This is a genomic window from Paracoccus simplex, assembly GCF_042648325.1.
GTDB lineage: Bacteria > Pseudomonadota > Alphaproteobacteria > Rhodobacterales > Rhodobacteraceae > Paracoccus > Paracoccus simplex.
On sequence record NZ_JBHRXE010000043.1, the window covers coordinates 1 to 11,994 of the forward strand.

The 11,994-nt window shown below is 66.6% G+C and carries 14 protein-coding genes; 10 read left to right on the forward strand and 4 right to left on the reverse strand.

Annotation, left to right across the window (positions count from 1 at the left end; translation table 11 throughout):
* Nucleotides 1-195 precede the first annotated feature (195 nt).
* From ACFOMP_RS15100 to ACFOMP_RS15110, 3 genes are all read right to left on the reverse strand, one after another.
* The gene (locus ACFOMP_RS15100; protein ID WP_379031975.1) at nt 196-1,863 is read right to left on the reverse strand and encodes a SulP family inorganic anion transporter; all 1,668 of its coding nucleotides are present in this window, start codon (nt 1,861-1,863) and stop codon (nt 196-198) included.
* Between the two features lie 67 nt (nt 1,864-1,930).
* Nucleotides 1,931-2,188, reverse strand: coding sequence for a helix-turn-helix domain-containing protein (locus tag ACFOMP_RS15105; protein WP_379031978.1), 258 nt, complete (start codon nt 2,186-2,188; stop codon nt 1,931-1,933).
* Between the two features lie 138 nt (nt 2,189-2,326).
* Nucleotides 2,327-4,315 (reverse strand): TonB-dependent receptor domain-containing protein, encoded by a 1,989-nt coding sequence (locus ACFOMP_RS15110; RefSeq protein WP_379031981.1) that lies wholly within the window; start codon nt 4,313-4,315, stop codon nt 2,327-2,329.
* A 243-nt stretch (nt 4,316-4,558) separates the two neighbouring features.
* On the opposite strand from ACFOMP_RS15110, the gene ACFOMP_RS15115 reads away from it, so the two are divergent.
* The 8 genes from ACFOMP_RS15115 (at nt 4,559) to ACFOMP_RS15150 (ending at nt 9,545) form a co-directional block, all read left to right on the forward strand.
* The gene (locus ACFOMP_RS15115) at nt 4,559-5,173 is read left to right on the forward strand and encodes a ribonuclease D (protein WP_289894714.1); all 615 of its coding nucleotides are present in this window, start codon (nt 4,559-4,561) and stop codon (nt 5,171-5,173) included.
* A gap of 10 nt (nt 5,174-5,183) precedes the next feature.
* On the forward strand, nt 5,184-6,131 hold the full coding sequence (locus tag ACFOMP_RS15120; protein WP_289894715.1) for a KpsF/GutQ family sugar-phosphate isomerase: 948 nt from the start codon (nt 5,184-5,186) through the stop codon (nt 6,129-6,131).
* A 2-nt stretch (nt 6,132-6,133) separates the two neighbouring features.
* The gene (locus ACFOMP_RS15125) at nt 6,134-6,712 is read left to right on the forward strand and encodes a hypothetical protein (protein WP_289894716.1); all 579 of its coding nucleotides are present in this window, start codon (nt 6,134-6,136) and stop codon (nt 6,710-6,712) included.
* Between the two features lie 58 nt (nt 6,713-6,770).
* The gene (lptA, locus tag ACFOMP_RS15130) at nt 6,771-7,256 is read left to right on the forward strand and encodes a lipopolysaccharide transport periplasmic protein LptA (RefSeq protein WP_289894717.1); all 486 of its coding nucleotides are present in this window, start codon (nt 6,771-6,773) and stop codon (nt 7,254-7,256) included.
* The gene (gene lptB / locus ACFOMP_RS15135; RefSeq protein ID WP_289894718.1) at nt 7,256-7,996 is read left to right on the forward strand and encodes an LPS export ABC transporter ATP-binding protein; all 741 of its coding nucleotides are present in this window, start codon (nt 7,256-7,258) and stop codon (nt 7,994-7,996) included. The genes lptA and lptB overlap by 1 nt, the downstream gene beginning before the upstream one ends.
* A 160-nt stretch (nt 7,997-8,156) precedes the next feature.
* Nucleotides 8,157-8,732, forward strand: coding sequence for a ribosome hibernation-promoting factor, HPF/YfiA family (gene hpf / locus ACFOMP_RS15140; RefSeq protein WP_019353072.1), 576 nt, complete (start codon nt 8,157-8,159; stop codon nt 8,730-8,732).
* Nucleotides 8,733-8,814: 82 nt separating this feature from the next.
* Nucleotides 8,815-9,279, forward strand: a complete 465-nt coding sequence (locus tag ACFOMP_RS15145) for a PTS sugar transporter subunit IIA (protein WP_289894719.1) — start codon at nt 8,815-8,817, stop codon at nt 9,277-9,279.
* A 74-nt stretch (nt 9,280-9,353) separates the two neighbouring features.
* On the forward strand, nt 9,354-9,545 hold the full coding sequence (locus ACFOMP_RS15150; RefSeq protein WP_289894720.1) for a hypothetical protein: 192 nt from the start codon (nt 9,354-9,356) through the stop codon (nt 9,543-9,545).
* A gap of 79 nt (nt 9,546-9,624) precedes the next feature.
* Here ACFOMP_RS15150 and ACFOMP_RS15155 read toward each other — a convergent pair whose 3' ends face one another.
* On the reverse strand, nt 9,625-10,494 hold the full coding sequence (locus ACFOMP_RS15155) for a branched-chain amino acid aminotransferase (protein ID WP_379031989.1): 870 nt from the start codon (nt 10,492-10,494) through the stop codon (nt 9,625-9,627).
* 152 nt (nt 10,495-10,646) lie between these two features.
* Between ACFOMP_RS15155 and ACFOMP_RS15160 the strand changes: the two genes are divergently transcribed.
* Both ACFOMP_RS15160 and ACFOMP_RS15165 read left to right on the forward strand, forming a co-directional pair.
* Nucleotides 10,647-11,165: a MarR family winged helix-turn-helix transcriptional regulator gene (locus ACFOMP_RS15160; protein WP_289894722.1), complete on the forward strand. Its 519-nt coding sequence runs from the start codon at nt 10,647-10,649 to the stop codon at nt 11,163-11,165.
* Nucleotides 11,162-11,881, forward strand: coding sequence for a response regulator (locus ACFOMP_RS15165; protein WP_289894723.1), 720 nt, complete (start codon nt 11,162-11,164; stop codon nt 11,879-11,881). Before ACFOMP_RS15160 ends, ACFOMP_RS15165 begins: the two co-directional genes overlap by 4 nt.
* The last annotated feature ends 113 nt before the right edge of the window (nt 11,882-11,994 follow it).

An 11,994-nucleotide genomic window follows, 5' to 3' on the forward strand; every position in this document is an offset into this window, starting at 1 on the left:
ACCGCCGGGTGTTCCTGAACGGCAACAAGACCGTCGTCTTCCCCGCATCGCCCGGAAGCTACGCATCCGAGCGCATGGGCTGAGAACCGCGCCGGGCGGCCAGCGGGCCGCCCCGTTCCGCCCCCGTCTTCACCGTTGCAAAAATACCCCCGCCGGAGGCCGGACGCCGAAGCCGGCGCCGGCCGCGCAGAATCGCTATGACCCGCGACGCCGGCGCAACGCTTCCTCGACCGTCGGCGCGTAACGCGCCAGCGGCCGGCGCAGCCCATGCGTCAGCAGCACCCGGCGCATGTCGCGGCTGGTGCCGGTCAGCCACAGCGCGATGCCGCGGCGTCGCGCCTTGTGCGCCAGCCCCTCGATCATGTTGGCGCCGGTGGAATCCAGGAAGGGCACGGCGCTGAAATCCACCACCAGCACCCGGAACCCGTCCTGGATGCGGTCCAGAACCGAGCCGATCGAGGCCGTGGCGCCGAAGAACAGCGCCCCCGAGATGCGATAGACCACCACGTCGCGCGGCTGCGGCTGGTCCGGGCGCGGCTGGGCGCTGTCGGCCGTGTCGGCGCCGACCAGAGCCACGACGCCCACGGCCTGGCTCATGCGCTGGATGAACAGCACCGAACCCAGCGCCAGACCCACCACGATGGCCTCGGTCAGGTCGCGGAACACCGTCAGCAGAAAGGTCACCGCCAGCACCGCCGCCTCGCCCCAGCCCGAGCGCAGCAGGATGGCGATGGCGGGTTTCTCGACCATGTTCCAGGCCACCACCGCCAGCACGCCGGCCAGCGCCGCCAGCGGGATATACGACGCCAGCGGCGCCGCGACCAGCATGAAGCCCAGCAGGAACAGCGCATGCAGCATCCCCGCCACCGGCCCATGCGCCCCGGCGCGCACATTGGTCGCGGTCCGCGCGATGGTGCCGGTGACGCAGATGCCGCCGAACAGCGCCGAGCCGATATTCGCCACGCCCTGCGCCACCAGCTCGCAATTCGAGCGGTGGCGGCGGCCGGTCATACCATCCGCCACCACAGCCGACAGCAGCGATTCGATGGCGCCGAGCAGCGTCAGCGACAGGGCGGCGGGCAAGAGCGTCAGCACCCTGTCCAGCGACAACTCCGGCAGCGCCGGGGCGGGCAGGGTCGAGGGGATGCCGCCGAAGCGGCTGCCGATGGTCGCGACATCCGCCCCGGTCGCGGCGGTGAAGCCCGCCGCCAGCGCCACGGCGATCAGCATGCCGGGCCAATGCGGCCGGGCGCGTTTCAACCCCAGGATCACCGCGACGGTTCCCAGCGCGATCGCCAGCGCCGCCGGGGTCAGGCTGGCGCGGGCCTGCCAGAGCGCCGGGATCTTCTCGACCAGCGCGCCCGGCTCATGCGTCAGCGCCAGGCCGAAGATCTCCTTCAGCTGGCTGGTGAAGATGATCACGGCGATGCCGGCGGTGAAGCCGACCGTCACCGGAAAGGGAACGAACTTGATGAAGGTGCCCAGCCGCAAGAGCCCGATGGCGACCAGCATCAGCCCCGACAGGAAGGTCGCAAGGATCAGCCCCGACATGCCGTGCTGCGCGACGATGCCGGCGACCAGCACGATGAAGGCCCCCGCCGGTCCGCCGATCTGGAAGCGCGAGCCGCCAAGCGCTGAAACCAGGAAGCCGCCGACGATGGCGGTATAGAGCCCCTGCGCCGGCGAGGCGCCGGCGGCGATGGCGATGGCCATCGACAGGGGCAGCGCCACGATGGCGACGGTCAGCCCGGCCAGGGCATCGGCGCGCAGCTTGGCCGCGCCATAGCCCTCGCGCAGGACGGTGATCAGTTTCGGGGTGAACAGCGGCGCAAATCCGGGCGCCATGCTGGCCTGTTGGTTCATCTGGGGCCGCACCTTCGCGAAGGAGGCGGCGGGATCGTCGGCTGTGTGTCGGCGGTCGCCGTCGCGATTACGTCTGTGGACCGGATTTCAGCCGCACGCCGCGCCCGCCCGCGCCGCTGACCGCGCCTTCGCCGATCAGCTCGATCCCGGCGGCCTCCAGCGCCTCGACCACCCGGGTCAGGCTTTCGACCACGCCGCGCACATTGCCGTCGCTGGCCTCCATGCGCTGGATGGTCGGGACCGACAGGCCGGAAAGCTCGGCCAGCCGCTTCTGGTCGATGCCAAGCAGGGCACGCGCCGCCCGCATCTGGGCCGAGGTCATCATGCAGTGATTCCCAATCCTTGATGATGGATGTCTAGCATGGCGATAATGATATTTCAAATATCATGATTGCATGGTGACATGCAAAAAGGCCCCCGCGAAGGAGGGCCTTTCATGTCCATATGCCGAGCAGGCCGGAAGTCAGAACTTCATCGTGGTGCCCAGAGTGATCGTGCGGCCGGGTGCCCAAACCGGTTCGATCCCACCGCGGCCGTCATTCGCGCCAAAACCCGAGCGCTCGTAATAGTTCTTGTCGAACAGGTTATCGACGCTGAGCCGGACCGCCATGTTTCCGTAGGCCGGGGGCGTCCATTCCGCATAGGCGTTGACCACGGTATAGGAGGGTTGCTTGTAATAAGTCGTGCCTTCGACAACCCGCTCGTCGATGGAACCAGCCCACTCAACCGAAGCGCCGACCACCGTATTCCATGCCGCCAACTCGTGATCGACCCAGAGTGCGGCAGTCTCGCCCACGGGCATGAAATAGACGCCGTTATTCGCCACGACATCTTCGTCATCGCCGGTAACGTCCGCCTTGGTGAAGGAGGCACCGATCCTGGTGGAGCCAAAATCATAGGCACCGTGCAGGGTGAATCCCTTGCTGCGGTATTCCTCGGCACGGTTGGTCAGGAGCGTCGAGGATTCATAGCTCAGCAACCCATCGATCTTCGTGTCAAATACGGTGATGCCGGCCTGCCAGACGTCGCCGTTGAAGTTCGCGCCAATCTTGAGGTTCTTGGCCGTGCCCGTGTCTAGGTTCGGGTCGGTGACGAAGCCGTCATCGCGGGCATGGACATAGCCATAATCGCCGATGACGTAACCCAGCCAGGTGCGTGAAGCGCCGGCAAAAACTTCGATATTGTCGTTGATGCGATAGGCGAGGGTGCCGTTCACGCTGGCGCCGGAATCGCTGAACCGCTCGCCGTTCCAATCGGTAAAGCGGTGCGCGTCGTAGCGGGCGCCGGTCGAAAGGTTGAAGCCGTTCTCAAACTCGAACCGTCCTTGAGCGAAGATGCCGATCTGGCTCGTCGAGAAGTTGCGGTAGCGACGGTTGTTGTTGCCGTAGTTGTCGGTGGAGTAGTCGTGTTCGTTGAAATCGACCCCAGCGGTGATCTTGCCGGCCCCGATGGTAAAGGTGTTCTGCGCCTTGCCGCCGAACTGCTCTTCCTCGAAGATCGCGTTGCCGTTGGTGCGGGTCGTATAGTTCGGTCGCCAGTATTCATACTGGCTGAAGTAAAGCGAAACCTCGGGATCCCACATGTCGGTCGGGTCCGTCGAGGTATAGGTCAGCTTGACTGTGTCGCGGCTGACCTTCAGCGGATGAACCTCGTCGCCGGCAAGGCCCATATTCGCCTTGATCAGACGATCGGCGTCGTCGCGGCTGCGTTCCAGGCCGAGCTCGATCCGATGTCCTTCGAACTCGTAGCCGAGCTTGGCCAAGATATTCCGCGCAGCAGGCTCGGTGCCGAGGATCTCCTTGCCGTCGCCGCTATCATAATTGTCGCCGTTCGAGCTGTGGGCCATGATGAACCAGTCGAACCCGCCGCTGCGGCCATAGCCGGCCAAGCTGCCCGAGAAGCCGCGACCATTCGAGCCATAGGAAAGTGCTGCACGGCCGCCGATGTTCTGCCCCGCTTCCAGCATGTCGAGCGCACTCACCGTCTCGTAACGCAGCGCACCCGCAGCGGCGGCAAAGCCGGAATCGGCTGCTGCGGCGCCGGCCTCGACCTCGACGGATTTCAGGAAGGCCGGGTCGATCACGTTAGAACCGGTATGGTGCCAGCTGGTCTGCGCTTGCGGCACCCCGTCCACGGTAACGGCCAGCAGTGATTGCTCGATGCCGAAGACACTGATCTTCTTCGCAGGTCCGCCACCACCCGAGACCGTGATGGCGGAATCACGGGCGAAAAGCTCGGACACGTCGGCGGGCTGCAGCGCCTCGAGATCCTCGGCGGTGACCGAGACGCCGCCGGTGGCCTCGACGTTCTCCTGGCCGTCGGTGACCAGGGTGATCGGGTTCAGCACGAGGGTCTCGCCCGGCGCGGACGGGGCGGATTCCTGGGCGTAGAGGGCCGTCGCCAGGGCAAGCGTGGACACCCCCGCCAGAGGGAGGATTTGGCGCAACTGCATGTCTTTTCCTTGTTTCGTTGAGGAACTGGCGCGCGTTATAGGCTGCCGGCCTCTATACACAAGTAATTTACTCGGAATTCAATATCGGGAACTGATAAAAACAGTCGGGATTGTTGCCGATCTGCGTCACCCCCCGCCGCCCGCCGGGGAAAGGCCGGCCTTTGCCGAGCCCGGACGACGGGGCTGGCGCTGCCGGGGGCAAAGGGGTTACAGACCAGCAAAGCCGCAGCCCGGGACAGCAAGATGAGCATCAATCTCTATCAGAACGATCTGCCGGACGATCTGGACCTTGGCCCGGTGGTGGCCATCGACACCGAGACCATGGGCCTTGACCCGCGCCGCGACCGGCTGTGCCTGGTGCAGATGAGTTCGGGCGACGGCAATGCGCATCTGGTGCAGATCGCCCGCGGCCAGCACCAGGCGCCGAACCTGACCCGGATGCTGACCGATCCCAAGGTGCTGAAGCTGTTCCATTTCGGCCGCTTCGACATCGCGGCGCTGGAAGCCGCCTTCGGCGTGGTGACCAAGCCGGTCTGGTGCACCAAGATCGCCAGCAAGATGGTGCGCACCTTCACCGACCGGCACGGGCTGAAATACCTGCTGAGCGAGCTGGTCGGCGTCGACATCTCCAAGCAGCAGCAGACCAGCGATTGGGGCGCGGCCGAGCTGTCCGACGCGCAACTGGAATATGCCGCCTCGGACGTGCTTTACCTGCACGCGCTCAAGGCCGAGCTGGAAAAGCGGCTGGAGCGCGAGGGGCGGCTGGGCCTGGCGCAGGCCTGTTTCGACTTCCTTCCCGCCCGCGCCCATCTGGACCTGCGCGGCTGGGGGGATGAAAACGACATCTTCCACCATTAGGTAGCGGGCCATGAGCGCATATCTCGACACCGCCCTGCGGGTGATCCGCACCGAGGCCGAGGGGCTGGCCATGCTGGCCGAGGGGCTTGGCGACAGCTTCGACCGCGCCGTCGCGGCGATTCTGGCCGCGAACGGCCGGGTCGTGGTGTCGGGCATGGGCAAGTCCGGCCATGTCGGGCGCAAGATCGCCGCCACCCTGGCCTCGACCGGCACGCCGGCGCAGTTCGTCCACCCGGCCGAGGCCAGCCATGGCGACCTGGGCATGGTCACCCAGGGCGATCTGGCGCTGGTGCTGTCGAATTCGGGCGAGACGCCCGAGCTTGCCGACCTGATCGCGCATACCCGGCGCTTCCAGATCCCGCTGATCGGCGTCGCCAGCCGGCCCGATTCCACCCTGCTGCGTCAGGCTGACGTGGCGCTGGTGCTGCCCGCCGCGCCCGAGGCCTGCGGCACCGGCATCGTGCCCACCACCTCGACCACCATGACCATGGCCCTGGGCGACGCGCTGGCCGTGGCGCTGATGGAGCATCGCAAGTTCACGCCCGAGCATTTCCGCACCTTCCACCCCGGCGGCAAGCTGGGCGCCCGGCTGTCGCGGGTGGCCGACCTGATGCACGAGGACATCCCCCTGGTCGCCGAGACCGCGCCCATGGCCGATGCGCTGCTGACCATCAGCCAGAAAAGTTTCGGCGTGACCGGCGTGACCAATGCCGAGGGCACGCTGACCGGCATCATCACCGACGGCGACCTGCGGCGGCACATGCAGGGCCTTCTGGAGCACACGGCGGCCGAGGTGATGACCCGCAACCCGCGGACCATCGGCCTCGACCAGATGGCCGAGGCGGCGCTGGCCGAGATGCAGTCGCGCCGCATCACCAGCCTGTTCGTGGTCACGCCCGACGGCCGGCCGGCCGGGCTGATCCATATCCATGATTTCCTGCGCACGGGGATGGTCTAGCGGTGCCGACCCGGTCCTGCATCGTCGCCTGGCTGCGCGTGATCCTGCCGCTGGCGGCGCTGGCGCTCTTGTCGGTGCTGTTCCTGCTGGGCCGCAAGCCCGAGCCGGACGCAAACATCCCCTATGCCGACGTGAACCCGCAGGAGCTGGCCGAGCGTCAGGCGGTGACACAGCCGACCTATGCCGGCGTGACCGAAGACGGGGCACAGATCAGCGTGACCGGCGCCGAGGCGGTGCCCGATGCCGGCGGCGGCGGCGCGGCCAAGGCGGTGCGCATGACCCTGCGCGCCAGGGACGGGCGCGCGGCCGATGTCAGCGCCGGCGCCGCCTCGCTGCAGGGCGACCAGATCCGGTTGGGCGAAGGCGCGCGCATGACCACCGCCGACGGCTGGGTGCTGACCGCACCGGAATTCCTGGCGTCGACCACGGCCGGCACCGTGGTCTCGGAGCAGGAGGTGAACGCCCTTGCCCCTTTCGGCGAATTGACGGCGGGCCGGATGGAGCTGAAACCCTCGGGTGAGGGCAGCGGCGATCATGTTCTTGATTTGAGCGGCGGAGTCCGATTGATATACCGGCCATGACCTTTGCGTCCCCACACGCCGCGCCCGGGGGCATCTCATGCGCCAGAAAGGAAACCCGATGATCCGGTCCGGACCGCTTTTGCCCGTGATCCTGTCGCTTGCCCTGGCGGCTTCGGCCGGCGCGCAGGGCACGGGTTTCGGCAATGCGCAGGACATCAAGCAGCCGGTCGAGGTCACCGCCGACACGCTGTCCGTCGATCAGAAGACCGGCAAGGCCACCTTCTCGGGCAATGTGCTGATCGGGCAGGGGGCGATGCGGCTTTCGGCGGACAGCGTGACCGTGACCTATGCCCAGGGCGACCAGAGCCGGATCAGCGCGCTGCACGCCGCAGGAAACGTCACCCTGGTCAGCGGCGAGGACGCGGCCGAGGCGAAGGCCGCCGATTACGACGTCGAATCGGGCAATGTGGTGCTGACCGGCGATGTGCTGCTGACCCAAGGCGGCAATGTGCTGTCGGGCGACAAGGTCACGGTGAACCTGACGACCGGCACGGCCAATGCCTCGGGCCGGGTGCGCAGCGTCCTGCAGCCGGGGAACCGGTGATGGCGGCCGAGGCGGCACAGGGCCTGCGCGTCAGCGGGCTGCGCAAGTCCTATCGCAACCGGCCGGTGATCCGCGACGTGGCGATGCAGCTGGACCGGGGCGAGGTGGTGGCGCTTCTGGGTCCGAACGGCTCTGGCAAGACCACCTGCTTTTATTGCGTGGCCGGGTTGGTGGCGCCCGATTCGGGGCAGGTGCTGATCGACGGCCAGGACGCGACGCGGCTGCCAATGTATCGCCGCGCGCAGATGGGCATCGGCTATCTGCCGCAGGAAATGTCGATCTTTCGCGGCCTGACGGTCGAGCAGAACATCATGGCCGTGCTGGAACTGGTCGAGCCGCATGTGCATCAGCGCCGCGAGCGGCTCGAGGAGCTGCTGGGCGATTTCTCGATCGGCCATCTGCGCAATGCCTCGGCCATGGCGCTGTCCGGGGGCGAGCGGCGCCGGGTCGAGATCGCCCGCTGCCTGGCGGCCGATCCGGCCTATCTGCTTCTGGACGAACCATTCGCCGGCGTCGATCCGATCGCCGTGGGCGAGATCCGCGGCCTGGTCCACGCCCTGAAAAGCCGCGGCATCGGTGTGCTCATCACCGATCACAACGTCCGCGAGACGCTGGAGATCGTCGACCGCGCCTATATCCTGCATGACGGCCATGTGCTGAAATCCGGCACCACGGCCGAGATCGTCGCCGACGAGCAGGTGCGCCGGGTCTACCTGGGCGAGAGCTTCCGGATGAACTGAGCGCGAGGCCGCGCCGATCCCTGCGCGCGGCCGTTGACACGGGCGCATGGCTGTCACCAAATGAGGTTATGGCGGGGGCAAGGACGCCCCTGCCGGAAAACCTCGGCGGCGCATGGGCTGCTTGCCTGCCGCCGCCGGGCAACCGAAAGGACGGACCACCATGCGCTACCAGATCAGCGGAAAACAGATCGATATCGGCGATGCGCTTTCGACCCATGTGAAGGCCGAGCTGGGTGAGACGATTGACAAGTATTCTCAACGTCCTACGGATGCCACGGTGATCTTTTCCCGCAACGCGCATGAATTCATCTGCGATGCGGTGGTGCATCTCTCGACCGGGTTGAACGTGCAGGCCAAGGGTGCCTCGACCGAGATCTATGCCGCCTTCGAACAGTGCAAGGAACGGATGGACAAGCAGCTGCGCCGCTACAAGCGCCGGCTCAAGGATCACCACAAGGACCGGGTCGAACCGATTGCCTTCGAGCAGGCGGGCATGTATGTGCTGGCCGCCGATGAGGACGAATGGGAATCGCAAGGGGACGGCCTGCAGCCCATGATCATCGCCGAGATGGAAACCCGCGTGCCCACCCTGTCCGTGGGCGAGGCGGTGATGCAGATGGAACTGGCCGGCAGCCCGCTGCTGGTCTTCCGCAACGAGAAACATGGGGGCGTGAACGTCGTTCACCGCCGCGAGGACGGCAACGTGGGCTGGATCGACCCTCGCAATCTGGGCTAGACTGACGCAGAAGGGCAGTCTTGTTGAACCAAACGTCCCGGCCGCGCAGCCCGCGGCCGGGACCTGACAATTTTCGGGCGACATGCAAATCAGCGACATTCTCTCCCCCGCCGCCGTGCGGACGATGAGCCAGACCACCAGCAAGAAGCGGTTGTTCCAGGAAATCGCCGAGCAGGCGCGCACGGTCTATGGCGTGGATGCGCCGCAGACCCTGGATGCGCTGCAGGAACGCGAAAGCCTGGGCCCGACCGGAGTCGGCCATGGCGTGGCGCTGCCGCATGCGCGGCTGCATGGGCTCGACCGCGTGGTCGGCCTGTTCCTGCGGCTGGAAAAGCCGCTGGATTTCGACGCCGTGGATCGCCAGCCGGTGGACCTGATCTTTGCGCTGCTGGCGCCGAAGAATTCCGGTGTCGATCACCTGAAGGCGCTGGCGCTGGTCTCGCGCACGCTGCGCGACCAGGATCTGCGCGCCAAGCTGCGCGCCAATGACGACGCGGTGGCGCTGCATGCCATGCTGGCGGCGGCGCCGGGCATCAAGGCGGCCTGAAGTCGCATCCGGGCGGGCAGGGGGTGAAATGCCCCCGCATCGGCGCTATACTTCCGCGCGGGAGGAAGACCGAAATGACCAGACATCTAGCAGACCGCAGTCACGAAACCAGCGCGGGCCGCACGCAATACTATACGCGGCAGGAACGCGAATCCGGCACCCATCCGGCCATCGCCGCCCTGCGCATGCGGCCCCGCGCCCGCAGCGAGGCGACGAATCGCCGCGCTGCCGAATTCGCCCGGATCGAGCGCGGCCATCAGGTCTGACCCTTGACCTGCCAATATGAAACCGGCCGGGCGCTGCCGCCCGGCCGGTTTTCCTATTGTCCCCGGGCCCCGGCCGCGATCAGGCGCGGACCAGCTTTTCGTAATCCGCGGCGATCTTGCGGGTGGTGTCGCCGACCTGGAAATGCCAATCGCCGATCTGCCCGACCGGAGTCACCTCGGCCGCCGTGCCGGTCAGGAAGCATTCCTGGAAACTGTCCAGCTCCTCGGGCTTGATGCGGCGTTCGTGCACCGCGGTGCCGTTGTCCTTCAGCATCTGGATGATGGTCTGCCGGGTGATGCCGTTCAGGAAGCGGTCGGCCAGGGGCGTGTGCACCTCGTCATCCTTGACGAAGAAGATATTGGCGCCGGTGGCCTCGGCGACATAGCCTTCCCAGTCCATGAACAGCGCGTCCGAGCAGCCCTTCTCCTCGGCGGCGTGCTTGGACATGGTGCAGATCATGTAAAGCCCGGCGGCCTTGGCGGCGGTGGGGATGGTCTCGGGGCTGGGCCGCTTCCACTTGGCGATGTCGAGCTTGGCGCCCTGCCATTTCGCCTCGCCGTAATAGCTGCCCCATTCCCAGGCGGCGACGGCCATGCGCACCGGGTTGCGGCGGGCGGAAACCCCCATGTCCTCGCCCGAGCCGCGCCACATCACCGCGCGGACATAGGCGTCCTTGAAGCCGTTGGCATTCAGCACCGCCTCCTTGGCGGCGTCGATCTCCTCGGCGGTATAGGGCGATTGCATGTCCAGCAGCCGCGCCGATTCGATCAGCCGCAGCGAATGCTCGTGTCCCTTGAAGATCTTGCCGCTGTAGCAACGCTCGCCCTCGAACACCGAGCTGGCATAGTGCAGCGCATGGGTCAGGATGTGGACATTCGCCTCGCGCCACTCCACCAGCTTGCCATCCATCCAGATCTTGCCGTCACGATCGTCATATGCGCCCGCCATTCTTTCCTCCGGCCGGTTCTGTTTTCGGAATGTTGCGCCCTCAGAGCGTGTCTGGCAAAGAAAGTTGCGCAACTTGGGGTCTGGGCTATCCATTCATGGTTGGAAAGTCAATAAGTCTGACATAAATAGGAGCCATGCATTACGGAGAAGCCATGCAGAACAAGGTTGGAATCGCGGCGACGGGCGGCGAAAGCCTGCTGTTTCTTACCGATGACCAGCTGCGGCGCGGGATCGAGGCGATGTTCTTCGCCTATCGCGCCTTCACGGCCGATCCCGACATGATCCTGGCCGAGCTGGACTATGGCCGCGCCCATCACCGGGCGATCCATTTCATCAACCGCGAGCCGGGACTGACGGTGACGGCGCTGCTGGACGTGCTGGGCGTGACCAAGCAATCGCTGAACCGGGTCTTGCGCGCGCTGATCGAGGACGGGCTGGTCGAAAGCCGCATCGGCCGCCGCGACCGGCGCGAACGGCAGCTCTACCTGACCGACAAGGGCGCGATCCTGGAACGCCAGCTGTCCGAGGCGCAGCGCGCCCGGATGCGCGCCGCCTATCGTGCCGCGGGGCCGCAGGCGGTGGCGGGTTTCCGGCAGGTGCTCGAGGCGATGATGGACCGCGACACGCTTCGGCAGTATCGTGCGCTGAAAGATCTGCCCGACCCGTCATGAACAGTCCCGATCCGCAACCCGCGGCCCATATCCTGGTCGTCGACGACGACGAACGCATCCGCAGCCTGCTGCGCCGTTTCCTGATGCGCAATGATTTCCTGGTCACCACGGCGCGCGACGCCGCCCATGCCCGCCGCCTGCTGGAGGGGCTGGATTTCGACCTGATCGTGCTCGACGTGATGATGCCGGGCGAGGACGGCTTCTCGCTGACCCGCGACCTGCGCCAGCGCATGCCGACGCCGATCCTGCTCTTGACCGCCAAGGGCGAGACCGGCGACCGCATCGAGGGGCTGGAAAGCGGCGCCGACGACTATCTGCCGAAACCCTTCGAGCCGCGCGAATTGCTCTTGCGCATCGCCGCCATCCTGCGCCGCATCCCGGTGGCCGAAGCCAGGGGGCCGAAATTCCTGTCGCTGGGCCCGTTGCGCTATGATGCCGACAAGGGCGAGCTGTGGCAGGGCGACGCGCCCTTGCGTCTGACCGGGACCGAGCAGGCGTTGCTGAAGCGCCTGGCCGATACGCCGCGCCAGCCGGTCAGCCGCGGCGCGCTGATCGAGGATCTGGGCCGCAGCCCCGCCGAGGAGCCGGGCGAGAATTCGGAACGCGCCATCGACGTGCAGATCACCCGGCTGCGCCGCAAGATCGAGCCCGACCCGAAGGAGCCGCGCTATCTGCAGACGGTGCGCGGGACGGGCTACATGCTGGTGCCCGACTAGGAAGCCGCCGCGCCGCTTTCGCGGCCGCAATGGGTCTTTGGGCAACAGAGAAGACCCGAGCGCGGCGGCCCCTGCTTCTTCGTTGGTCAAAGACCCATGCCGGACGTGCCATC